General features: G+C 44.2%; 24 protein-coding genes. 12 read left to right on the top strand and 12 right to left on the bottom strand.

Annotated features, from left to right (window positions below):
- Nucleotides 1-113: 113 nt before the first annotated feature.
- Nucleotides 114-761: a DUF2959 family protein gene (locus ABWW54_RS15260; protein ID WP_353413476.1), complete on the bottom strand. Its 648-nt coding sequence runs from the start codon at nucleotides 759-761 to the stop codon at nucleotides 114-116.
- Between the two features lie 111 nt (nucleotides 762-872).
- Between ABWW54_RS15260 and ABWW54_RS15255 the strand changes: the two genes are divergently transcribed.
- The gene (locus ABWW54_RS15255; protein WP_353413474.1) at nucleotides 873-1,589 is read left to right on the top strand and encodes a DUF2959 family protein; all 717 of its coding nucleotides are present in this window, start codon (nucleotides 873-875) and stop codon (nucleotides 1,587-1,589) included.
- Nucleotides 1,590-1,611: 22 nt separating this feature from the next.
- On the opposite strand, the gene ABWW54_RS15250 is transcribed toward ABWW54_RS15255, so the two are convergent.
- Nucleotides 1,612-3,144, bottom strand: coding sequence for an adenylate/guanylate cyclase domain-containing protein (locus ABWW54_RS15250; RefSeq protein ID WP_353413472.1), 1,533 nt, complete (start codon nucleotides 3,142-3,144; stop codon nucleotides 1,612-1,614).
- Between the two features lie 269 nt (nucleotides 3,145-3,413).
- Between ABWW54_RS15250 and ABWW54_RS15245 the strand changes: the two genes are divergently transcribed.
- From ABWW54_RS15245 to ABWW54_RS15210, 8 genes are all read left to right on the top strand, one after another.
- Nucleotides 3,414-3,719 (top strand): DUF6959 family protein, encoded by a 306-nt coding sequence (locus ABWW54_RS15245; RefSeq protein ID WP_353413470.1) that lies wholly within the window; start codon nucleotides 3,414-3,416, stop codon nucleotides 3,717-3,719.
- 61 nt (nucleotides 3,720-3,780) lie between these two features.
- Nucleotides 3,781-4,170, top strand: coding sequence for a DUF1499 domain-containing protein (locus tag ABWW54_RS15240; protein ID WP_353413468.1), 390 nt, complete (start codon nucleotides 3,781-3,783; stop codon nucleotides 4,168-4,170).
- Nucleotides 4,171-4,269: 99 nt separating this feature from the next.
- Nucleotides 4,270-4,902 carry a ParA family protein gene (locus ABWW54_RS15235; RefSeq protein ID WP_353413466.1) on the top strand — a complete coding sequence of 211 codons (633 nt, stop codon included), beginning with the start codon at nucleotides 4,270-4,272 and terminating at the stop codon, nucleotides 4,900-4,902.
- Between the two features lie 45 nt (nucleotides 4,903-4,947).
- Nucleotides 4,948-5,145: an oxidoreductase-like domain-containing protein gene (locus ABWW54_RS15230; protein WP_353413464.1), complete on the top strand. Its 198-nt coding sequence runs from the start codon at nucleotides 4,948-4,950 to the stop codon at nucleotides 5,143-5,145.
- On the top strand, nucleotides 5,135-5,788 hold the full coding sequence (locus ABWW54_RS15225) for an NAD(P)H-binding protein (protein ID WP_353413463.1): 654 nt from the start codon (nucleotides 5,135-5,137) through the stop codon (nucleotides 5,786-5,788). Before ABWW54_RS15230 ends, ABWW54_RS15225 begins: the two co-directional genes overlap by 11 nt.
- 57 nt (nucleotides 5,789-5,845) lie before the next feature.
- A complete protein-coding gene (locus ABWW54_RS15220; protein ID WP_353413461.1) occupies nucleotides 5,846-6,496 on the top strand; it encodes a DUF480 domain-containing protein in 651 nt (216 codons plus the stop codon).
- Between the two features lie 191 nt (nucleotides 6,497-6,687).
- Nucleotides 6,688-8,664 (top strand): M3 family metallopeptidase, encoded by a 1,977-nt coding sequence (locus ABWW54_RS15215; protein WP_353413459.1) that lies wholly within the window; start codon nucleotides 6,688-6,690, stop codon nucleotides 8,662-8,664.
- Between the two features lie 133 nt (nucleotides 8,665-8,797).
- Entirely contained in the window at nucleotides 8,798-10,471 is a 1,674-nt protein-coding gene (locus ABWW54_RS15210; RefSeq protein ID WP_353413457.1) for an AMP-binding protein, read from the top strand.
- Nucleotides 10,472-10,501: 30 nt separating this feature from the next.
- Here the strand turns inward: ABWW54_RS15210 and ABWW54_RS15205 are convergent, their stop codons facing one another.
- Nucleotides 10,502-11,398 (bottom strand): cupin-like domain-containing protein, encoded by an 897-nt coding sequence (locus ABWW54_RS15205; RefSeq protein ID WP_353413456.1) that lies wholly within the window; start codon nucleotides 11,396-11,398, stop codon nucleotides 10,502-10,504.
- A gap of 134 nt (nucleotides 11,399-11,532) precedes the next feature.
- Between ABWW54_RS15205 and ABWW54_RS15200 the strand changes: the two genes are divergently transcribed.
- Nucleotides 11,533-11,943: an ExbD/TolR family protein gene (locus ABWW54_RS15200; RefSeq protein WP_353413454.1), complete on the top strand. Its 411-nt coding sequence runs from the start codon at nucleotides 11,533-11,535 to the stop codon at nucleotides 11,941-11,943.
- A gap of 86 nt (nucleotides 11,944-12,029) precedes the next feature.
- On the opposite strand, the gene ABWW54_RS15195 is transcribed toward ABWW54_RS15200, so the two are convergent.
- Nucleotides 12,030-12,641: a flavin reductase family protein gene (locus ABWW54_RS15195; protein ID WP_353413452.1), complete on the bottom strand. Its 612-nt coding sequence runs from the start codon at nucleotides 12,639-12,641 to the stop codon at nucleotides 12,030-12,032.
- A gap of 142 nt (nucleotides 12,642-12,783) precedes the next feature.
- Here ABWW54_RS15195 and ABWW54_RS15190 point away from each other — a divergent pair, with 142 nt between their 5' ends.
- Together ABWW54_RS15190 and ABWW54_RS15185 are read left to right on the top strand one after the other, a co-directional pair.
- Entirely contained in the window at nucleotides 12,784-13,215 is a 432-nt protein-coding gene (locus tag ABWW54_RS15190; protein WP_353413451.1) for a hypothetical protein, read from the top strand.
- 203 nt (nucleotides 13,216-13,418) lie between these two features.
- Nucleotides 13,419-15,077 carry a LuxR C-terminal-related transcriptional regulator gene (locus ABWW54_RS15185; protein WP_353413449.1) on the top strand — a complete coding sequence of 553 codons (1,659 nt, stop codon included), beginning with the start codon at nucleotides 13,419-13,421 and terminating at the stop codon, nucleotides 15,075-15,077.
- 101 nt (nucleotides 15,078-15,178) lie between these two features.
- Here ABWW54_RS15185 and ABWW54_RS15180 read toward each other — a convergent pair whose 3' ends face one another.
- From ABWW54_RS15180 to ABWW54_RS15145, 8 genes are all read right to left on the bottom strand, one after another.
- Nucleotides 15,179-17,356: an alpha-amylase family glycosyl hydrolase gene (locus tag ABWW54_RS15180; RefSeq protein WP_353413447.1), complete on the bottom strand. Its 2,178-nt coding sequence runs from the start codon at nucleotides 17,354-17,356 to the stop codon at nucleotides 15,179-15,181.
- 905 nt (nucleotides 17,357-18,261) lie between these two features.
- Complete coding sequence (locus ABWW54_RS15175; RefSeq protein ID WP_353413445.1) at nucleotides 18,262-18,879, bottom strand: FMN-dependent NADH-azoreductase; 618 nt, start codon at nucleotides 18,877-18,879, stop codon at nucleotides 18,262-18,264.
- Nucleotides 18,880-18,911: 32 nt separating this feature from the next.
- On the bottom strand, nucleotides 18,912-19,757 hold the full coding sequence (locus tag ABWW54_RS15170; protein WP_353413444.1) for a sulfurtransferase: 846 nt from the start codon (nucleotides 19,755-19,757) through the stop codon (nucleotides 18,912-18,914).
- Nucleotides 19,758-20,027: 270 nt separating this feature from the next.
- Entirely contained in the window at nucleotides 20,028-20,492 is a 465-nt protein-coding gene (locus ABWW54_RS15165; RefSeq protein WP_353413442.1) for a cupin domain-containing protein, read from the bottom strand.
- A 46-nt stretch (nucleotides 20,493-20,538) separates the two neighbouring features.
- Nucleotides 20,539-20,898: a nuclear transport factor 2 family protein gene (locus ABWW54_RS15160; protein WP_353413440.1), complete on the bottom strand. Its 360-nt coding sequence runs from the start codon at nucleotides 20,896-20,898 to the stop codon at nucleotides 20,539-20,541.
- A 427-nt stretch (nucleotides 20,899-21,325) separates the two neighbouring features.
- Nucleotides 21,326-22,171 carry a helix-turn-helix domain-containing protein gene (locus ABWW54_RS15155; RefSeq protein ID WP_353413438.1) on the bottom strand — a complete coding sequence of 282 codons (846 nt, stop codon included), beginning with the start codon at nucleotides 22,169-22,171 and terminating at the stop codon, nucleotides 21,326-21,328.
- 222 nt (nucleotides 22,172-22,393) lie between these two features.
- A complete protein-coding gene (locus ABWW54_RS15150) occupies nucleotides 22,394-22,951 on the bottom strand; it encodes a YbhB/YbcL family Raf kinase inhibitor-like protein (RefSeq protein ID WP_353413436.1) in 558 nt (185 codons plus the stop codon).
- A gap of 90 nt (nucleotides 22,952-23,041) precedes the next feature.
- On the bottom strand, nucleotides 23,042-23,848 hold the full coding sequence (locus tag ABWW54_RS15145) for a helix-turn-helix transcriptional regulator (RefSeq protein ID WP_353413435.1): 807 nt from the start codon (nucleotides 23,846-23,848) through the stop codon (nucleotides 23,042-23,044).
- Nucleotides 23,849-23,968: the final 120 nt, after the last annotated feature.

Below are 23,968 nucleotides of genomic sequence, written 5' to 3'. Positions count from 1 at the left end.
CTTTTTGGCTGAACTGAAACGAAACGCACTATATTTCTTATCGCTACCGAGGTTTGTTAAAGGTTAGTGTTTTTTTAACGATTAGTTAGTAACGATAGCCAAGCAACCTTAGGTTATTTATTTTGCATTGCCGAGACGAAAGTCTTTGATTCATTAATCGACGCTTCCATTTGCTGAATCAGGTTTTTGACTTTGTCTTCGATAACAATCACTTCGTTAGAGAGGCTGGTCACTGCTCGCGCGTTCAAATTGTGTTTCAGGTACAGGGTGTTGTCCTGCAGGACCTTAAGGACGGGTTCAACCTTTGCATGAGATTCGGTCATTGTTCGATGAATTTTCGCGTAGCGCTTTTTGGTAGTAAGGAGGTTCGCTTCACTGGTTTTTCTCAAACTGGTACTTTGATATTGGCTCAACTCTTCTTGCCATTCGTCGAATAAAGCGTTAGCCACGCTATCCACAGACTGTATTCTTTGTTCGAGTTCTTCGGCTTTTTCCTCACTTTTCTCGACGGCCTTGGCCATCTTTTTGTATTTCTTTTCAAGCCCTTTATCGTCCACTTTAATGAGCTCGGCGAGTTCTTCGTAAGCTGATTTGAACTGTTCTTTGGTCTCTTCTTGAGTTTCCGTTGTTTTTTCGATTCGATCAACGAGTATGTCGCGTTTATGTACACCTACTTTTTCTAGGGCGGAGTACTGAGCTTTCTGCGCGACACCACAGGCGCTTAGAGTAATAGCTAAGAAAAGAATGGCTAGGTTTTTCATATTGGTCTACGGATAACTTGAAATCGATACAGATGTTAACAAAAACGGGCTCTTAGGATGGCAAAAACGTGTTAAATTTTCGACTGATTCTGTCCGACTCAATTATTTCATATGAATTCATTATTGCGTTTTCTTCCATTGCTGCTCAACGGTAAAGTCTTAAAGGGTAAGAAGCGTTGGCTGGGGGTCGCCGCCATCTTATTCAGCGTCTATCAGACCTTTAGTCCAAATGGCATCGGTGCTGAATGGGGAATTCCGAGCGTTGATACGTTTTATAAAGAGCCACGCGATGTCTTAATTACACGAGTCGAAGCAGCCAGTGATGCACAGCAGGAAACAGCCAAAGAATTTAGGTCAGCGTTAGAAGAATTCAAGGCCGTGACTGGCTTCAATGGCGGTGATTTGGAAAAAAAATACACTACCTTAAACGCCGCCTTTGAAAGCAGTGAGGATGCCGCACAAGAGGTGCGTTCTCGCGTGGACAGAGTCGTTGATGCCAGTAATCGATTACTGGAGGAGTGGCGTGATGAATTATCGCAATACCACGATGCTTCGATAAAGCAGCGTGCGCAGCTTCAATTTGATACAACCCGTGCTCAGGCTGAAAAAATGATTGCCTCCATGCGAAAGGCTGAGCAAAAAACGGAACCTGTATTGGCCGTTTTTCGTGATCAAGTACTCTTTTTGAAGCACAACTTAAATACGCAAGCTATTAGCTCTCTTAAACAGAATAGTGTCGAGATTGAACAGGATGTATCTGCCCTAATTCAGGACATGGAGTTGTCTATAGCTGAAGCAGAGGCGTTTATTAAGGAGCTTTCACTTTAGGCTTCGTGCTTGTTTTGGCTGGCTAAGAATCGTGTTGCTGGTAGCGCGTTCCTTTTAGGAAATGCGTGTGCATAGCTCCTTTGCCTTTGATCTCAATTTCCCCTTGCGAGTCGAAGGTATATGAGTCCTGCAGTCGAGTCTTAAAAGCATCGGACACATGGATTTTTCCGGGTGTGCCACTGGACTCCATGCGGCTAGCCACGTTTACTACGTCGCCCCAAAGGTCGTAGGCAAATTTCTTTGTGCCAACCACGCCGGCCACGGCAGTACCCGAGTGAATACCTATTCTGATATTGATATCAAGGCCACGTGTTGTGACAAACCGCGAGAAATCATCACGGGCAGCGAGCGCAAAACTGCCAATTCTTTGAGCATGGTCTGCAACTGGCTCGGGAATCCCTGAGACCACCATATAACAATCTCCGATTGTCTTTATCTTCTCCAACCCAAATTCATCAAGGCGTTGATCAAACAGTGCAAATATATCATTAAGCAGGCTGACTAGTTCACGCGGGCCAAGCTGTTCAGATAATTGGGTAAACTTTACAAGATCAGCAAACATTACGCTGACTTCTTGAAATTCATCAGCGATGGTGGTTTCTCCATTGCGTAGCCTCTGCGCAATGACCGAAGGCAGTATGTTTAATAACAGGTTTTCGGACAGCAATTTTTCTCGCTCTAGCTCTTCTTGATTTTCGGTAAGTGCTTTGTTGCTGGCATTCAAATTTTCAACTGAAACACGAGTGCTTGTGACCATATCGTTGAAGGCGGTTACCAGTTGTCCTACTTCGTCTTCTGATTTGTGATCTATCCGGTGTTCATAGTTGCCATTGCCTACCTTCTTGGTTGCGTGTGATACCAAACTGAGCGGCTTTAGAATTTTTCGGCGCATGATGAATATGGAGGTAATACTAAGTATTAAGGCCGCTAAACTGATGAGAAGAGAGGCCATCATCAATCGATGCCCCAAGTGCCTTAGGGTCTCAACTTCTTGAGTGGTTCGAGCGTCGAGTAATATGAAAAAATCATTAATCGGTCGCATGATTCTGGCTTTCGCTTTGAGGTAATCGTTCCCAAACATGATGCTTTGCGCGAGCTCTAGGTTTGGCTTTCCGGTTCGTGAGAATCCGCCTCGGCCATCTTCAAAGCGACCCTTAACGGCATTAATCGCGATTAATTCCATACGTACTAATTTGTCGGAGTGGTTTTCCGCCTCGGTCAGTTTACTGAACTCCAATAATGAAAATCCCTGTTGAATCATTAAATCTTTCAGTGAGACTATTCCGCCATCAGGGCGAGGTCGTTCACCGCCTTCTCCAATGACCAGATCCCAGTAAACCAAGGAATAATCAATCGGTCGTTCAGTGGCTCCAGATCTAACCTGCGCAATTTCCTCGAAGTAGTCAGCGTACTGCTCTTCTCCTGTCGATACGTAGAGTCTCGCCATTTTTGTGAGGTCATCTGAGCTTTGTCGCAATTCATCGGCAAGAATGAACGACGCGTATCGTCTATGTTCCGTGGCTGCGATTTTTTCTCGAGTGTCAGATAGCCACATTAGTGCCCCAAATAAACTTCCTAAGAGAAATATCAGTAGCGTGAAAACTGAGATCAAAAGTTTGTTTATTGACACAATAGACGGTCCTTTCTAGTTGGCTTTGTCCTCATACTATAGATTAGTTACGTCGATATCCGAAATAAGACAAACTGCCTAGACAACTCTAAACTCAACTTTGTATGCTGAGTGAGGTGATGCTTAGAGTAAAACGGTGTGATAGGCTTTATGTTCAAATGAATATCTTTTGGTAGGGGTCAACATAGGAGCAGATGGACGTAAAAGACATCGAAATTTATTCTGAACTTGTCGATAATGCGGTAGTTCGTATGCCCGGTAGAAAGCAATTGGGGGCCGTGATTCAGGGGGACTCGTTATTTTTAATGCATGCTGACTTGATTGATGTTCTCGAAAGCCATAAGCACGAGCCATACAGTGAGTTGTTTTATCGAATTTTGCTGTTAGCAACTGGCATCGAAGAGCGCTTGAACCATTATATTGAAGTGTGTGAGGCCAATAACGTAGCCTTGAGTTTTGAAATCGAGTACAGCGTAGAAGACTATAAAGATTTAATGTGATTTTTTGTCGTTATTGTGTTTGAACCACCTCAAGCCAGAATAGCGCGACTGTGGAGTAGAAATGAGTTCTGATCAAGATAAGCGCTCCGATGCGTTAAAAGTGTGTGGCAGTAAGCCTAACTGTGTCAGCAGTTGTGATGAGAGGCAAAGCCATCACGTTGCGGCGTTCGACTTGTGTGCCAACAAAGATTCCGCCTGGGATAAAGTCAAAGAGGTAATTTTGAACAGCTCGGGTGTGACCATCGCTGAAGAGTCTGGCAATTATCTTCGTGCGGAATATAAGAGCCGTTTTTTCAGGTTTACCGATGACTTGGAGCTGTTCTTAGACGTGGATCGATCTCGTATTGATGTGCGTTCTGAATCTCGCGTAGGTTACTCAGATCTTGGGGTAAACCGAAAACGTGTTGAACAATTGCGGCAGCAGTTGAAAGACGTTGGTGTGGTCGGTTAGGTCGATCATGAACGATTGTAAGCTCGCGTTAATTAAGGGTGACTTGTTGTTCTCTCTACTCTCCGTAAAGGATGATGTTGATATGGTTAGAGGCAGAAGATGAGAACAATCTTGGTCGTTAACCCCAAAGGTGGTTGTGGGAAAACAACAATTGCGACTAATTTAGCCGGTTACTATGCAAGCAAAGGCGTTTCGGTCACGCTGGCTGATATTGATCAACAACGCTCCAGTTATCAATGGGCAGTGAGTCGTCCGGTAACAGCAGCACCAATTGAAGCCCGTTTTGAAGAGGCTGAGTACAACACTCGCCGCGTTATTTATGATTGCCCCGCGCAAATACATATCGGTTTAACGACTGATCTAATTAATCGTTCGGACGTGATTGTGATGCCTATCAACCCTTCTATTATTGATCATCGTGCGGCATTTAAATTCATTTTCGACGTGCGGGCAATGATGCGAGCTGATCTGTGTAAACGTATCAAAATTGGTTTTGTGGCGAACCGAACCAATCAAGCCTACCGGTCATTTAAGGAGCTTGAGAAATTCTCTGAGCTGATGAAGGTTCCGATAGTGACTTCACTGCGTAATTCTCAAAATTACGTGACGGCGGCCAATGAGGGAACAAGCATCTTTGAAATGCCGGAAAATACCGTGCATAAGGATTTACAGCAATGGCGAGCGCTGTGTTATTGGGCTGAAGGCAAACTCTTAAAGAAACGAGTACGCTGATGTCTCCCGCAAACATATTGCCAGGGCAGGGCGCAGTTAATTCTCATGACTAAAGAAAAGAGCCGTAGTGATCCTCCTCAAAAGCCCGACCCAAACGAGTGCTGTGCGAGTGGATGCGTACCGTGTATCTATGATTATTATTATGATCAACTGGATAAGTGGGAGCGTGAAAATGGCCCACTGACAGACGGCGTAAAACCTTCCAATAGAACTGAAAAACCACTTAAGCCGCATGGAAACTAAAACCGCGATTGTACTTGGGGCTACAGGCCTGGTTGGGCGTCATCTCGTTGCACAACTTGTTGATGCCCCGCATATTTCTAAGGTAATCATAATTACGCGGAGGCCCATAGCATTATCTTCTGATAAATTAGTTGTCTATCAACTCAATTTTGACACTATAAATGAGTATGGAAACAGGTTTGCGGGCGACATCCTTTTTTCATGTCTCGGTACCACTCGCAACAAAGCAGGTTCGATAGCGGCTCAAAGGAAAGTTGATCTGGATCTCCAGTATCAATGCGCCCAAATAGCGTTTAACCAGGGTGTAAGCGAATTGTTTTTGGTTTCGTCCAGTGGAGCAAACTCTGAAAGTCAGAACGCTTACCTACAAATGAAAGGTGAGCTTGAAGAAAAAATTGGGGACTTGGGTTTCAACACTCTTAATATCTTTCAACCGTCTTTGTTATTGGGCGAGCGCAAAGAGTTTCGCGCAGGTGAGCGTATTGCCAGCGCCATGCTGCCTCTGCTGTGTAAAATTCCGGCCTTGTCGAAGTATCGTCCAATTCACGCAGCAGAGGTCGCTAGAAAGATGGTTCAGGTAAGCCGGACGGACGGTGATGGCGTGAACATTTATCGATTGGATGATGTATTTCCGTCAGAGTAAGAAACCAGATTGTATTTTTCTTGTTATGCTCGGGTATTTAAATTACTGCCTAAGTAAATGATGAGCGACGTAAACAATAAGCCGATGACTAAAGAGCAAGTGAGAGTATTAGCTTGCTTAATGGAAAAGCACCTGGCAACCCCAAAAAATTACCCATTGACACCAAATTCACTGACGTTGGCCTGCAATCAGAAATCTAATAGATCGCCTGTAATGTCTTTGGAAGAAGGCAAAGTGGTGGGTACCATGCAACAGCTCAAGGAATTGGGCTTCGCGAGCATCGATTATGGAGAGCGAATAGTTAAGTTTTCTCACCGTGCTCCTGGAATGTTGAAAGTGACGCGTGAAGAACAGGCGGTGCTCGCAATGTTGATGCTGCGAGAGCCATTAACGTTAAGCGATATAAAAGCTCGGACAGAGAAAATGGTTGGCTTTGAATCGATTGAAAGGGTCAAAGAATCAGTATCTCAATTGATGTCACGAACCCCAGCCTTAGTGATGGAGCTTCCCGTTGCGGTTGGCCAGCGTGAAGAACGTTACACTCATCTGTTAGCAGGCGAGCCAGATTTAAGTGAGATTGCTGTCAAGCCTACCAAAGCCACCAGCCGATCTCAAAGTAGCAAGGTGGCGGAGCTTGAAGCGAGAATCGAACGACTAGAACAAGCTCTGGACATGGTGTGGCAGGAATCGGACTCAGATGACGCTTAAGTCTAGTGTTCAACAGGTTGGTCGATTTCAACGATGATAAAGCGTTGTGCTGATACGCTTAGTAAATCAATTTGAATCCTTTTTTTGTGTTTGCGCATCTAATAAGGTGTATCACAATTGAGTGACGTACCGGTGTGCGCACACACTTTGTTGCACACACACTTCTGTTTCAACTCTAATAGGTTCTATCCATGAAAATATTTCATTTATGTAGCAAGGTATTTGTGTCGGGTATCTTACTGTCGTCGAGTCCTGTGTTGTTTGCTGAAAACCAGTTTGATCGAACTCCGGAGCAAATCACCAGCCATTGCAGTGGCTATTTGGCCGATTTCGATAAGAGTATTGATGGTTTGGTGTCGGATAAATCTGAAGCCACGTATCAGAGTGTATTTGTACCGTTTGATGATCGGATGACTGAGTTTGTCGACGAATTGTTGTTAGATTATCTTATGCAGAATGCGCACACGGATGAGGCTGTACGTAAGGCGAGTACAGATTGCGCCTTAAAAGGCTTCGCTTCTCTTAATGCATTGAATGCTAACCGCGAACTGTACGATCGTATGTCATTGGTTAAAACAAAAATGTTACCTACCGACCAAGCGTATACGGCGGCGTACTGGAAAGAACAGTTTGAGGCATCGGGTATTGGGCGTGATGAAGCCACTCGAGAGAAAATTAAGGCCTTGAACGATGAAATTTCGGAAATTGGAAACACATTTTCTCAGAATATTAATCAAGCCGTGAACTCCATGAAAGTCGATCCTGCTCGTTTAGCGGGGTTGCCGGAAGATTATTTGAGTAGCCACCCTGTCGATGAGGACGGTCTTGTGACAATCACAACAGCCTATTCTGATACAACGCCGATTAGCAAGTATGCCCACGATGCTCAGCTAAGAAAGGACGTTTCTAAAATGAGCCGCAATCGAGCGGTCGAGGAAAATCAGCCCGTGCTTAAGAAGCTGCTCACTAAACGGTTTGAATTGGCGCAATTACTTGGGCACGATAATTTTGCCGTCACCAATATGCTCGGAACAATGGTGAAAAAGCCGAGTAAGGTTGTTGAGTTTACCAGCCGCCTAAGCTCCGCTATCAAAGAGCCTGTGGCTAAGGAAAAGGCGCAGCTTTTTAAACAGTTGAAGGCTATCGATGGAGACGCAACTGAACTTAGAAGTTGGGATGCTTCTTACTTGGCGAATATCGTCCGAGAGAAAGAGTATAAGTTAGACGCTAAGTTGGTCAGGGAGTATTTTGATTATGACAAAGTGAGAGATGGCATTTTGCGCCTCTCGGAAGACTTATTCGGTCTTGAAATTAAACCCTCAACAGCGGATAGATGGCATGCTAGTGTTGAGGCTTACGAAGTGTATGAGGACAAGCGGTTGATTGGTCGATTCTTCCTAGACTCGCATCCTCGAGACGGGAAGTTTACTCACGCGGCACAGTTTGGCCTGCACCTGGGTAAACAGGGAGAGACGTTGCCTGAAGCCGCATTATTGATGAACTTTCCGAAAGGCTTGATGGAGCACGGGCAAGTTGAGACTTTCTTGCACGAGTATGGGCATCTATTGCATTTTATATTCGCTGGGCAAAACGAAATCGGATATAGCCGCTTTCAAAGTGAATCGGATTTTGGCGAAGCCCCATCCACGATGCTTGAAGAGTGGGTATGGGATTATGAGACCTTGAGGCAATTTGCGACAAACTCTGAGGGCGAAGTGATACCTAAATCGCTGGTAGAAAAGATGAACAAAGCTCGCTATTTTGGGCAGGCATTGGGCGTCGCTGGTCAATTAACGTACACCGCGCTTTCTTTTGATTTGTATAATCAAAACCCTGAGGGACTCGATCTTGATGAATTTGAAAAAGATGTATTCTCTCGTTACTCACCGTATGGCTATGATGAAGGAACCCACATGCATGCGTCGTTCGGTCATCTAAGTGGGTACGGCGCAAAGTACTACACGTACCAATGGTCTAATTCGATTGCAGAAGAGTTGCTCTCGAGGTTTAAGAAAGAAGGACTTAGAAATAAAAAGACCGCCGCTGATTATCGCAATATGGTGTTGGCGAAGACTGGCACCAAACCAGCGGCTGAGTTGGTAAGAGATTTCTTAGGCAGAGATTTTAGTGTTGAGGCTTACGCGAAAAAGTTAAGCAATGGCGGATAGCCGCAGTTAGCTGATTGAATCGCGCGCTTTGGTATTTTGATATTGATGCGCGCAATTCTCAATATTTTCACTACTCTCAAGCAATCCGCTGTGATAATTTGGAGTGGAAAATAACAACCTAAAATCAAACCTTATGAATGAATCGCTGACCAGCATTATCGAGCACTTTTATAAATGGGAATCAGAAACTCCAGATAAAGAGTTTTTGCGTCAGCCGTTTGGCGATCAGTGGAAGGTCATGACCTATCGTGAGGCCGGGCAAGAAGCAAGAAAAATGGCTTCGGCACTCAAATCGAAAGGGCTTGAGGTGGGCGATCATGTGGGCATTTACTCAAAAAATTGTATGCATTGGGTTCTCGCTGATTTAGCCATAATGATGGCTGGCCTTGTGTCCGTGCCGTACTACGCTAGTTTGCCTAAAGATCAATTGAAGGAAGTGATTGAATTAAGTGATATTAAGGCCCTTTTCATTGGTCGGCTTGATAAATGGGGGGATCGCGACCAAGCTCTTTCGGACGACTTACAAGTTATTCGTTTTCCTCACTACGAGGGTGACCCTGAACCGACGGTGGGTGAAGACTGGGCGGATTTGTTGGCTGCACATTCGCCAATAGAGAATAATTTTGTGCCTGACTTGGACAGCAATTGGACCATTAAGTTTACCTCGGGGACAACGGGAACCCCTAAGGGTGTAATGCATACCCATAGAAATCCTGCGCTCATTATGGATAACGAGCGTGACCTTAATTGGGTCGGTTTGTTCACGATGAAGGAACGAAAGTTTTTCTCATTTTTACCGCTCAATCACGTAGGTGAGAGAATGGCGGTTGAAGTGCCGGCAATAACCACCGGTGGGTCTATTTCGTTTTCACAGAACCTTGCTTCATTCGCTAAGAATATTCAGGATTCGCAACCGAGCCTATTGTTTGCGGTACCAAGAATTTGGACAAAATTTTATCAGGGCGTAACAGCCCAAATGCCTGAGAAGAAACTCAACTTTCTTTTAAAGATCCCGGTAGTCTCAGGCATTGTAAAGAAAAAGTTACGTACGGCAATGGGGCTTAGAGATATTGAGATAGCCGCGACAGGCGCTGCCATCACACCTGCCTTTATCAAGGAGTTTTTTCATAAGTTGGATATCCATTTAGTTGAAGCCTACGGGATGACCGAAACCTGTGGCTCAATTGCCAACACACCTGATTTGGATTCTCCTAGTGACTCAGTGGGCAGAGCCATTCCAGGGGCTGAGTTACGAATAGATCAAGAGACGGAAGAGATCATGATGAGCTCACCCTATATGATGGCGGGTTACTACAAGAACCCTGAAAAAACAGCTGAGGTACTCAAGGATGGTTGGCTGCACAGTGGCGATTGTGGAGAGATCGATGAGCAGGGTTTTTTGCGGGTTACTGGACGAGTTAAGGATGCGTTTAAGACGTCGAAGGGGAGTTTCGTTACGCCTAACCCTCTAGAGGAAGCGATTTCTGAAAATGAATTTGTTGAACAGGTTTGTGTTGTGGGTTTAGGGATACCTCAGCCCATTGCTTTGGTCAATTTAGGTGAGGCTGCGCAAGGGAGGTCCGAAGCTGAAATTGCCGACTCATTGGTTGATACAGTGAAGTCTTTAAATGCCACCCGAGCGAAGTTTGAAAACGTATCAACGTTGGTCGTGCAGAATGAGCAGTGGACCGACCAAAACGGCTTTCTTACACCGACCTTGAAAGTAAAGCGAACGGAGTTAGATAAAGCGTTTGGCCAACAATATTTAGATTGGCACGAAGCGGCTGATAATGTTATTTGGAGCTAAGCGCCGAATAGACTTATTCTCGCGCGACGATCAACGTTTGGAACGTCGAACGGCCTTTCGGACCTTACGGCGTTGCCAATGTGCACCCAGTAAACTTTGCGCAAGCCTATCAAGCGGTTGCACAATTAACTGATTTCCACGCGAGCGTAAACTTTGGCTCGGCGAGGTTGGTCTAGCGGCGATTGTTAGGCCTATGCTAGTACCGTGATAATAAACGGCGTATCGATATTCAGATGGAATATACAGCGTGTCGCCATGAGCGAGGTCTGCTATATACGCATTTAGCTTAGACAAAGCAGGGTGCTTTTTTAATCCTTCAGCAGAATAGTCTACGGTAACAATTGACTCAAAGCTCCACGGCGGTTCATAGGTGTATTTAGCTTCTTCAGATCGTACTAACAGAACGGTTATTTTGTCGCCAAAGTTGCTTAAAAAAGATTCGGCTATATCAGGTCGATAATGCATGTTTTCTATCGACCCTTTCCCGCCAACACTCAGTTGCCCAGTGCCGTGCCTGTATTTTAATCCCAGTCTCGGATACTCAAAGTCGTCGTAAATCTGTGGCGCTATTTCTCCTACGCTTAAGTTCCTGATTTGTAAGTCGTCCTCATCGTGAGACAGCAAATCAAAATAGTCATTGGCAGGCATGTTCATCACCGGTTTACGGCTGTTCCCTCCGTTCACCCCCACCTTATTGCTGTATACGCTTACTAATTTATTGCTTAACTGCCGCTTTAAGTAAGGGATGTCCCAGCGATGATAGGCCGCCCACTTGTGGGTCAAGTCGCCGAAAACTACGGGCGTGCCCGTCTGCAGGTAGCGGTACGTAAAGTCCGATACGGGCAAGGAATTCTTTCGATCAACGTCGATATGTTTTATGGCTTCGAACACGAGTTTTGGTAGGGCGTGATTTGAACAACTGCCCATATTTTATCCTAATATTCGAAAGTTGAAAGGCAAAATTTCTACTAGTGTTGAAAAACGTGAGCTAACTTACGTGATTTTCCAGCTTGATTGACAGTTGTTAGGCTTAACCTTCAACAAGCTTAGGAGAAATGCGTATGCGCATAGCAAACAACACTGTTAAATCAACTCTCGATGGGGAGTCTGAAGTCGATATCACACCGATGTTAGACGTGGTCTTTATTATGTTGATATTTTTTATTGTGACCGCGAGCTTCGTCAGAGAGAGTGGGGTTGGCATTCATAAACCACTGTCGGCGGAAAAGGCGGAATCCAAGCAATCTATTTTGGTAAAATTGTCCGATAATGGAACAGTGACGATCGACGGAAAAAATACACAGTACCGCTCAATCCAGGCTGTCATTACCGGAATGATGATCGATGATCCTGACGCCGTTGTCGCACTAAAGGTGCAACGCAAGGCAAGTACCCAATCGTTGGTGAAAGTGGTTGATGAATTGAAATCAGCCGACGTGTTTTTACCGCCCATTTCTCTGTACGATATTTAGGTTCGAAGCGCTTGTTTTTTTAAGGTCAAACACGTTCAGTAGAGGCTGCTGTTGTAGCCGCCTCTACAAGAACCGTCGTTAGAATTTTACTTAGGTCTTTTAACCGTAAACGCCGCCTCAATCCCTGCGTATTGAGCCGCACCCAGTCTTGACAAAGGGTTGAGCCTGTTTGCATCAACTGTTATGCGAGTTCCGTCGATTTCACAAATGGCATCATTCATATACAAACTGATTACTTCTGCGTAAATGATGGTTTGGCCGTTTGGCCCAATTGAGTGATGATCGTAGAGTTTGCAGTGGTAGGCAATACTACAGTCGGACAGTCTGGGCATAGACTGTTTGCTGTCATCGGATAATTGTAAATCACTGATTTGCAGTTCTGATACCCCGTACTCTAGAGTTGCCGCCGTCTTGGTCAATTCAGCCGCCATTTCCGTGCTGGCAATATGGATAACGAACTCTCGCCCACTGAGTAAGTTAACCGCGGTGTCTTTAGGAGCGCCCTTTTCCTTATTACCTATCGACAGTGCTAACAGAGGAGGGTCTGAGCACATGGCATTAAAAAATGAAAATGGAGCCAAATTTAATGTTTCGTCTGAGTTTCGAGATAATACCCAAGCAATGGGGCGAGGTACGATGGTCTGGGTTAGCAGATGATATCGCTGGTTTGTGCTTAATTCATCGAAGTTTATGTGCATGCAAAGAGGCCTTCAAGTGATCATATTAAGGTTCAATTATTGATGAAAATGCTAACATAAGTGGCTTGTCTTAACTTACCCGTGATGAACCTCATTGGTAGGTGAAAATCCACCATGGTTGTTATTAAGGTACCTACGAATAATGTCTGTTAACTTTTGGATAAAGCTAATTTCTGCGCTGTCTCTATTTGCTTTGGCGTTGGGCTCAGTACATTTGTATAAATCCGAATTAGTGCGGGATCTTCGTGCGCGATTTTTGCGTCGTAAAATCGTTCCGAAAGTAAAGCAAATGATTCCTCTCATCGTTGAGCAAGCTAAAGACGCTCAAAATGGCAACGATCAATGGCTGGGTGGTAATTATGAGTTGATGCGCAGCCGAGCCGACTTAGAAGTGCTGTATCAGCAGGCCAAGCCCTTGTTTGATCAGGAGCGTGAAACCATCGCGGAACTGCTAACTCGGCTTTCTAATTTGACGCGTCAGCTAGAACAAGGTGAACTGGATCGATTGAGTTTCGAAAACACCGTGTTGATTGCGCAACGAGTTGTCCAGGAGCTAACGGAAATAGGTCTTTGATACTTTGGTGGCCATTTGTCCAGCATAGGCGCTGGGTGATGTTACTCGTGTGAATTTTCTTAAGAATGTCTTTTCGACTGTTTGCGTTAGCTTTGTTCGCGTTTTATTATTTATTTGACTCTTTCCCGGGTGAACGACGTTTGTGTCGCCCTATGCAGGTAAATAAGCCCGAGGTATTCTTGTCTTGATAAGAATAGTTTTTCATGAGTGATTCAAATTTTAGTAGTTTGATTTATCGAATTATCGGTAAGCCTGAGAGCTGGCATGATGATTATATTGTTGAGATGATGCAGCAATATTTGAATGAGGCCGACTCTGTCGATGATCCGCTAAACTTGTTAGAACTTGAAGCTGGTGAGCAGATCTTATCGAGACTCAGTCAAGGCAACGTTGCGATCAATGCCTTCAACTCCTTATTGGATAAAAGCAGCTTTCAGATGATTATCTTGGATGATCAACTTCAGCCTCTTTATCATAACCAGATAGCTGAGTCGCTTTTTGCGTTTGTACAAATACCTCAACGACCGAATGCACTTAAGCCGGAATTGGTTAATCAAATTAAAGGCGCGCCTAACTCTAATGCGTTGAACCATCTTAACTCGATGCATGCGCTCGATTTTTTTGATCAAAATGGTGAGCAAGTTTACATTCGTACTCTACAAAGCCAAGTTAAGGGGGCTGGGCAGCCAACGCTTTTTCATATTTTGATGGTGCTCAATAGCGCAGATGGAACGACACAACTCAATCACGAGCTCGTGGCGCAATATCAACTGACGGAAAGAGAACAAAACGTATTGATGCGATTGGTTCATGGAGAGAGCATAAAGGATATAGCTGTGTCCTCGTTCGTCACCGAAAATACGGTGAGAAGCCATTTAAAGGCAATCTTTCGAAAGACCAACACAAAATCTCAAGGGGCCCTAATTAGCTTGATTCTTACGCATGAATCTCAAGTATTGGATTCGTATTTCGACACCGACATCACCACACTAGAGCATGCAGATGAACATCATTGTGATAAGGAATTGACTTTGGCGTCAGGCCACGTGATTAGCTATGGCGACTATGGCCCACCTGACGGTCGACCTTTGATTGTTTTTCACAGTGGGTTTGGTTCTCGTTTGGCGATTCCGAACGATTACAAGGACATTTGTGATGCGGCTAACAGGCGAATAATCATTCCCGACAGGCCAGGTCTGGGAAGGACGTTGTTCATCGAAGGGCATCCAGAAAAGTGGAATGAACAGTTACAAGAGTTTATAGATCTCTTGAATATCAATGAGTATGAGGTGCTGGGAAGCATCATAGCGTGTCAAATGGCAATGAGTTTTGCCGCGCAAGCTGACCAGCGATTAACGCGTTTAATCTTAACCTCCCCGGTTTATCTCAATGAGGATAGCCACGCTGACTTCTTGACGGAAATACTAGCGCCTGCGGCAAAGTACGTGAAACTGTCTCCTCAGTTTGCTAAAGAAATTTACACCTTATGGCTAAAGGCTGTCACCCTTAATTTGGACGCGCATTACCCTTCAATGTTAGAGGAGAGCGTGGGAGAGTCTGAACGAGAGATGTTCAAACAGAACGGCGTCATTCAACTTTTAACGGATGTGTTTAAAGAGGGCGCGCGTCAAAGTCTGGATGGCATATTAAATGAGATGGCGTATTGCATGACGCCGCTGCATCTGGATTTATCCAAACTGACGTTGCCTGTTGATATTTGGTATGGCACTGACGATAAGCGTATTACACGCGAAGGAGTGGATGTGATTTTTGATCCATTGCCAAACAAGACAGTGTATGTCTGCGAAGGCTACAGCGAACATATTTATTACTCTAAGTTTGAGGAAATAGTGAGCAGCTAAAATTAGCCTGCACATTAAAGCGGTATAGTCAGGGTATGGTTTTACCAGTACAAAAAAAGCCGAGGTGCTTACACCTCGGCTTTTTAATGGCTACACTCTGATTATCTTAGCACTATGATTTCATTTTGGCTCAAGTTGAGAGTAGCTTGGCCAGCATTAACATTCACGCTGTCCGAACCGACTAGACTATTGTAAGTGCCGTTGTCTAGATCAAGAGCGCTTACCGTAATTGAAGTGGATGGACCTTTGTTCACTGCCACCACCACGGTGTCATCGCCTTCTTTACGCTCAAATACCAGTACATCTCCGTTTAACCACTTTTCTTGGTATGTGCCGCGTGCGATAGCTGGGCTCAGTTTTCTCAGGTTTGCGAGACTGCTAATAATATTGAAAGCCTCCGTCGTTTGAGAGAATGAAGGCATCTGCTCACGGTTGTACGGATCATGACCAACTTCACCATCGCCATTTGCCGTGAACCAAGTTGAGTTCTGCTCGCTTCCGTAGTAAACCGTCGGGATGCCTGGCAAGGTCATTACCAGTGCCATAGCCAGGTTCTGACGTGCGTCGGCGAACGCCTTTGAAAATCCAAGACCGGGCCTTTTCTTATTCACCAACCCTGTGGTTTGCAGGTACACACTTGTGCGTGTGGCGTCATGATTGTCCAAAAAGATGGGCTGCCAATCTTCACGATTATTCATGGCTCCCGCACGGGCTTCAATTAATGTATTGAGCTCGACCATAGAGATGTTGTCAGCAACTACGTTTTCTAGAGCGTCTCGAAGTTTGAAATCCAATAGCTCTGAGCCACGATTTTCATTCAGAAAGGTTAAGCTGTCGCTATTGCCGACGCCCGCGTCAAACCATTCTCCAAATATGTAAACATCCGATTTATGGGCTCTTACAGCCTGACTAAAACGATTAATAAAGTTTGGTTCAATGTGCTTGATAGCATCGATGCGGAACGCATCAACTCCGTGATCTAACCATTTTTTCGCTGCGTTGATGAGGTAAGTGTCAGCAACGCTGTTGCTATTAACGCCATGATTGAAGTCGGTTAGGTTAAACAGTGTTTTATTGACGGTGTCAAAACGGTCATCGTACTCGTCATTGCACGTTGTATTCGGGTCGTTGTCATAACAGTCGGCAATTGCGCCGTTTTGATGGTACCAAGTGCTGTTCGATTGGTCTGCTAAGAACGTGCCTTCTTGATACAGTGCGCCGAACTCGTATTGGTCGTCTTGGTTACTGTGGTTTAACGCGATGTCCAACACCAGTTTCATACCACGTGCTTCCATTGCAGCGTCAAGTTGGTCAACCAATGCCCAGCTGCCGTTGTGCTCGTCGACTTCGTAGAAGTCTCGCCCCCAATAGCCATGGTATGCGCCTTCATTGCCACTTGAGTCAATGTTATCGTTAAGTGGAGTAACCCAAATAGCGGTCACGCCCAATGCCTCGAGGTAGTCTAGTTTGTCTATCAGCCCCTGAATGTCTCCGCCCCAATACTTCTTCCAGTCAAGTAGGCCACCCGCTGATTTGGCAGTCGATGTCGCTGCCGCATTGTTTCCGTTATCATTACTGGTATCACCGTTTGCGAATCGATCCACAAACGTGAAGTATATGGTCCGATTTCGAAAGTCCGTTGTGATTGGTTGCACGGTGTCATCGCAGTCGACGCCGAGGCCATCCTCGACGGTCTTAATACTGTCATTTGTACCGTCCACCACTATGTTCGCGTACCCACTTGCGACGGCCACGTCCTGTGCGGGAAAGGCATCTGCTCCCCAGCCACCGTTTAAATCGATCTTAAAGCGCGGCCCACCGTTTCCATCGCCTGACGTAAAGTTGGCGCAAATTTCATAATCAGAGGTGCCATCGATCTTCGTTAGCAACGTGCCTTCGGCCCAACCGTTGGGCGTGCCACGAAAGTGATATTGTTTATCTGAACCGCCACTGGTGTGTGTGTTCGATGGCTTGATAGCGTAGTCTTTCGTATCCGTATAAAATTCTATGTCAAACGTGCCCGCTCCGACCTGAATGTTATTGCCGTTAAGGCCGCCTACTCCGTAGTTTTCTGACCAGTCCCCGAATCGATCGAATTTGAATTGTCCGGCGGTGTTAAACGTTACATCGTCGGCGAGGAAGGTGTTGCTACCGATGTCGGTCATTGCATCGGCAGACCAGGCATTCTGAGAGCCGCGAATAAACCAGTCGGCATGCGAAGGGGCGGCAAGACCGGCTGTTAAAGCGGTGCTCAAGGCCACAAGTGTTAACTTTTTCACAGTTATACTCCAAGTGTGTAAGAAATTGGTTAGGGCCGAGCTCCTTATAGATGGAGCTTCAGCGATGACGATAGTTAACGTCAACCATCGTGCGAGACTCCGTTGCGTAAGACAGGGATACAAGCAGAGTGTCTCATTAGTCAATACAGTGAATAACACCAGAAATGATAACGAGTTGAATCAGGGTAGATAAAGAGTGGGTTCCACGACAAGGCAATGAATACGTATTCAGTGGCTTGAACCGCTGATTGACGTATGAATACGTATTCATGCATTGAGTGTTTAACTGGGTGTAATTACGAGATGCCTGACTTAAGAATGAGTGCTCTATGTGTCAATGAGCGCGTTATTTGTAAAAATTTAGACTTGAACTGACATATTGAGAAAGCTAGTTTTAATTTCGTCTTACAGCCAATGTCGGTTACTTGCCCTTAACGGTCATTTAGAACGGAATACTATAACTGGCTAAATTCAGTTCTTACCCTTCTAATTACTTTAAATTAGATTCAACTCTTCAATAAATTACAGCAATATGAGGAATGAACTAAGCCAAAACACTGATTCTCGAGATCTCAGTTATTGATCAACTGGAAACCAGTCTGATTCCACTAAGCAGGCTCGCTAGCGAAGAGTAAATCGCATAAAAAGCCGAGACTTCGCACTTAACTGGCCTCCTAGATAGTTGGGGGTGCATTTATCTATTTCAGATAGGGCAACTTTGCCAAGCAGAAAGAGCGATACCAGCCAAGAGGAAATAAATTTTAGGGCTCGAATTTACCCATGCATGACATCAACTTCAACGTTCGTAGCAACATTGTGTGGACCAAAGTAGAAATATTTATCAAGTACCTAGCCAAAGGCCACTACTTCCTGCGCTTTATTTAGCATGAGTCTGACTATAATTTTCAATCCCAATTTCCTGCATCACTGCGGAAGGCGGCATCAATGTTAGCAATAGTCCTTTCTAGAACATTTTCCCGATTTTTAGTCATTAGATTCGACGCTGAAAATACACTTACTTCAGTAATACCAAAAAAACTGAGAACTTGTTTCAAGTAAGGTGTTGCGTAGTCCATCTCCCCCCCAATTTCGGTGCTACCAGACACAATGGCCAAATAGGCTTGCTTATTTTTAAGCAAGCCTTCAAACCCATCGTTCTTAGCTAAGAACGAGAGCCCTGGGCGAGCGATATGGTCAACCCAAGCTCTTAAGGTTGTAGGAATACTAAAGTTGTACAACGGAGCGCCAATGACTATATGACTCGCACTGACCAGTTCAGCCACCATCCCATCAGAAAGTTTCAGCGTTTCGTTCATTTTCGTATTTCGATCATCATTCGATGTCAAACTCGCATCGGCCCAATCACCATCAATGAAGCAAGCGGCTTTGTTTGTATCACGGCGAATAATTTGGACATTTGGATCCCCAATCGCAAGATGCGATACGATGTGCTGACTTAGATAACGAGATGCTGATCCGTCAATTCGGACGCTTGAATCAATATGTAAGATAGTTTTGGGCATTAGATTACTTCTAGGTCGAGTCGGGTTATTAATTACTTGGTCTGTTCGACGACGCGCTGTGTATCTTGCTTCCAAACAGTGAAAGAACCGTCAAATAATGGCGCATGAATGCCGATTTGAGCCAACGCTAGAATCAGAACGGTTCCAGCATAGCCAGAGCCACAAGACGACACGATGTCACCGTCAAATATGTTTGAATAACTTTCTAAAAAGACTCGTCGAAGTTCGGCTTCAGGTTTGAATAATCCGGTTTCGCTATCGAGCATCAAAGAATACGGTATGTTCACCGCTGATGGAATATGGCCTGTGCGTGGGTCAGATAAGTCACCTGCATATCCAACTGGGCCCCGTGCATCTATAAGGTTTACATCATTAAGATTGGAGACGAGGCTTTGCAGTGACACTCGATAATCAGATTTTAACTCTGGCTGAAAGTTACCAGACGAAATTTCAGGTATATCAGTGGTCGTTTCAAGTCCTAGCTCAACCCAACGCTTCCACCCCCCATTGAGAATCTTCACATTTGAGAACCCCCAATACTTCATAGCCCACCAGATCCGTCCAGCTTGCATATGATGATAGTCATCATAGAGAACAACCGTGTCACTATAACTAATATTAAGTCGACTAAAAGCCGCTTTAGCCTGATCTCGTGTTGCCACAGAGGCCAAATTTATAGGCGTATCATCTTGAACAAAGTCGTGTCGCCAATCAATAAATGAGGCGCCTGAAACATGTCCTTGTCGATAGGCCGCCTTAGCGGTTTCGCTATCCGACCCCCAGCCACCTCTAACATCGAATATTTTCAAATTTGAGGAACCCAATTGAGGGCGTAATAATTCGCAAGAGACAAGGGGGCTAGTTTTAAAAGTAGGCATATTTAGTTTCCGTTCAAGTAATATTGAATAAACTACACGCTGTTGATGGGCCAAGATATAAATCTTACTAGCAGTTTCCCACTTCGAAAGAGTGGTAGATTTCATACACAAGCTTTTGAACTAAAGGGTTCACAAAGAAATGGATTAACAATTAACTGTGAAGAACTAGCAATAATATTGATTGGACAATTAGGGTAGTCTTTCTGTACACAGCGCCATTTTTAAGAAGCATTGTTACGCTACGGCGTTCAAGTATCGGCAACTACCGAGTCATTTTTCATATGGGACAGCGTCAAGAGGACTATCGTAACCAACGTACATGATGCATTCTTTTTCGCTAGCGCAATAACCATCATGGGCCAAACCAGCTGGGCCAAACGCGTAGTCGCCTTTTTTTAGAGTCACTCTGTCTTGGCCTACATAGGTTGTTTCAAATTCCCCCTCAATCATAATCATCCGTTCTGTTGAAGTGTGGGTGTGAAAAGGAATATCTGCTTTGCTTGGAAATTTGAGGTAGATATCCATGTCATTGCCTCCAAGTTCGCCGCGTAAAATTGCGAAGGTACAGGGTAGAAAGTCTGGGCAAGCCAACCATTCTAAGCCTTTATTATCTGGGGTAATAGCTATCGCCAGCTCAAGTTCAGACTCTGATTCTTGTGCCGTGAGGTACTGAGAAGCAGAGATAAGAAAAAATGCGAGTAGGATGGTGTATTTAACTAAAGATGGTTTCTTCATAGAAGTTCTCCAAACTGGTTGAATAGATGTAATTTGATAATGCAAGCTATGGATAGACTGTCGTGTAGGTCTTGCTGACAATTTTCCAACCGGTGTTGAGTTTGAGTAAGGTCAGAAAGTCATAAAACTGATACTCGGGCAAATCGATTCTTGCTTTAACAAACGCCATATCGTTGATGACTTCAACGTTCATAATTTCGCTTGTATTTTTGGGAATATCCGGACCTGTGGCATAAGCGATTAATGAGTCTTTCGGAGTCAGAACCAGATTGCCTGACTCGTCTACTGAACTCAGATTTACGCTAGAGTAAAACGCGTCGTTAATACGTTCTGCATTGGCAGAGCGAATTCCTTCTAGGTAATTTAAGACTGTGTCTTTAATCATCGCTACATTTTCTTGAGACATATTTTTTCTCGGTGCATGAATTATTTCGATGAATCAATATTAGTTTCCATTCGCTAAGTTTTGAATTTCAAGAACCATCAAAAGCATGGACAAAATCGACAAAAATTACGCGTACTAATTATTATTCACCATACTGGTGCGACCGATAATTTATCGGCATGAAACAAGATAGACAGGAGAGATTTAATTGTCTTTATTCGCAAAGAAGCGATTTATGTTTGCGTAAAAGGCTGGCCTTTAAGACGTGAGCGGGAAGATTAAACATTCGCTGGGTGAACTACGATAATTCCATAGGGTTTATCTAACAGAGAAATAGATGGTCACGCTTCGTTTGATGATATCAGACCCAGAGAAGTGATAATTTATTTAAGAGCTTGATGTTAACCTTCACGACAATAAATTAAACATGGGCACCAAAAGGCTATCTTTACTGAAAATACTCCGACGGCGACACTCCGAAATGCTTTTTAAAAAATCTAGAAAAATAGAGTTGATCACCAAAACCCAACATAAATGCAACTTCCTTGATTGATGTTTGCCCGCTACTGAGTTTACGGCGCGCCTCTATTGCAACACGCTCTTGAATAAGAGTTGATGTCGTTTTGCCCAACTCTTTCTTCAATCGCCTATTCAAAGTTGCCTGTGTAACATTGAGAGCATCGGTGTAGAATTCTACATCATGTCGTAAATGAAAGTGGATCTCCAAAATGTTCTCGAACCTTTTCGTTAAGTCCGACTTTCTCACCGAGATATCTTTCGTTTCGCCACTATTTTTTTCCTGAAGCATAAATTCTGCCGCTTGTAGTAATAGAGTATGCAGCGCAGAAAGAGCACGAGAATTTGTAAGGGGAGAAGGCTTACTAAGCGATTGACGGATTTCATTAAAGGAGTTCTCTATAAGTTCGCGCGTGGTATCAGGCACGTTACATACTGGAGAATGCTTTGGCCTATTAAACACAATACCGTCACAAAAAAACTCATCTTTGCGAATATGGATACAGAAAAAATGATAATGAAATGCGACAGATAAAAGATCAACTTCGTGTTCAAAAATAATCAATTCATCTGGTGCCAGAGCAATCAGGTCTCCGCTAACGAGTTTCCTTTTACGACCGTCGACGTTAGCTAAAATTTGCTCACCAAGTACATAGTAGAGTCGATACAGTTTTTGATTAAAATTGGGAATTGAGTCTTGGGCACAAGGTACCACCAAGGCCGGTAATACACCAAAATCTGGAGCATCAACATCTAAAGGTAATGTCAGGTTTTTCATCAAATCAGTATCGCAACATTATTGCGTTCGTCTATATCTTTTCTGCAACAAATATTTACTCAATCGCGGTGCACGAGTAAAGTCGTACTAACCTAAGGTAAGATTCCAAAGTTTTCTCCTAGGCGCTTAATATGAAGAATGAGTTGAATTATCAAGTTTTTCATATTCTAAATAAAGCAGGTCTCGCCGAGCAATAAAAGCTCAACGAGACTAGCGGCAAAGTTATTTCCTTTCATACAACGATTCGATTGAACTAGATTCGATTGTATGTTGGTTGATCATATAACCAGTAAGAGCGCCAGATGCATTTTCTGGTAGCTCAAGTTTATTCACCGATAGAGCGTGTACAGTAAAACGGTAACGATGTACTCCATGACCTTCTGGCGGACAAGCTCCACCAAAGCCTTCAATACCATAGTCATTACTGATTTGCCGGCTTCCTTTAAATGAGAGGTTTGTGTTTGTCGAGCCCGCGCCAGTTTCGAGCTCTGTCACTGAGGTTGGCACGTTAACTACTTGCCAATGCCACCAACCACTGCCAGTCGGCGCATCGGGGTCGTAGACTGTAATCGCAAAGCTCTTCGTACCCTCTGGCGCATTCTCCCACTTCAAATGGGGGGACAAGTCACCACCAGTACAACCGAAGCCATTGAACTCATGTTTATTATCCATAAATTCTCCTTTACGGATATCGTTACTGTGTAGAGCAAATGAGCCAGCCTGTGCGAGCAATGGTAGCGTAAGTGTTAAAGAAACGAATAGTTTAAGTATAGTGTGCATGAGAAACCTCATATATGCATTGTTAGTTGAAAATGCATAGTACGCACTAGACCTCTCTCAAATTAGATTCAAAGCAGCCACTATTTCGCCTTATTCGGTCAACTTAGTTTTTTTGAGCTCGGTGGGCGTCAAGCCAAAATGGCCTTTAAACCGTTCAGTAAATCGAGATTGTGAGTGATAGCCGCATTTATCTGAGACGATACCAATAGGGTCATTAGTTGTTTGTAACAAATGTAAAGCATGTCCTAGTCGGGCTCGATCTTTTATATCTTGGATGCTTGTTCCTTCGGCTCTTAACTTTCTACGCAATGTAGATTCACTCATAGCGAAACGATCACAAATGGAACTAGCAGTGATATCTTGAAAATTTTTATGATGAAACAAGTCATGTAATCGGTGGCTAATTTTCGCACCAGTCATTATGGACAATACTTCTTTGTGTCCAAGACTATAGAGCAAGTTAAGTATCTCTCGTTTCCTAGAGATCAAAATATCTGCGGTTGCCCACGAGACACAATCCACAAACTGTCCAATGCAATTTTCCAGTTCAGGAGCCATATCGCCTATGAAATAGTCCAACGGATTAGCGTATTCAATTGGCATGCCGCTAAAATCATTGTGCTCAAATTCAATCAGCAGTGCGAAATACTCCGCATTTTTTGGAATATTTCGCATATCAATCGCAGGGCTATCCGATAAGAAGACGAATTGACCTGCGGCACAATGAATATCGTTAGTCTTGCCCAACTCTTTATCACCACTAATCACGATTATTAAAAGGGGCTTGGCAATAGGTACATTTAATAGCTTTTGCTCGAAGGTAGATGAATAAACAGAGAATGGCAATACACTGCTTTCGCCGAGTTTATTTTTGATCTTGTTGAGTAGGTTTTCCATTTCGCTCTGAATAAACTAAAGGGATCAAAGATGTAGTTTAGTTTACTTTTGACCGCTTTGAATATCTTACAGCCATTGTCAGACCTTTTCGAGCCTCATCTTTTTAGCTATCAGGTCAAA

Origin of the sequence: Arenicella sp. 4NH20-0111 (assembly GCF_040366405.1) — a bacterium.
Taxonomy (GTDB): domain Bacteria; phylum Pseudomonadota; class Gammaproteobacteria; order Arenicellales; family Arenicellaceae; genus Arenicella.
The sequence above is the reverse complement of the archived record's forward strand: the minus strand, read 5'-3'. Positions and strand labels throughout refer to the sequence as shown.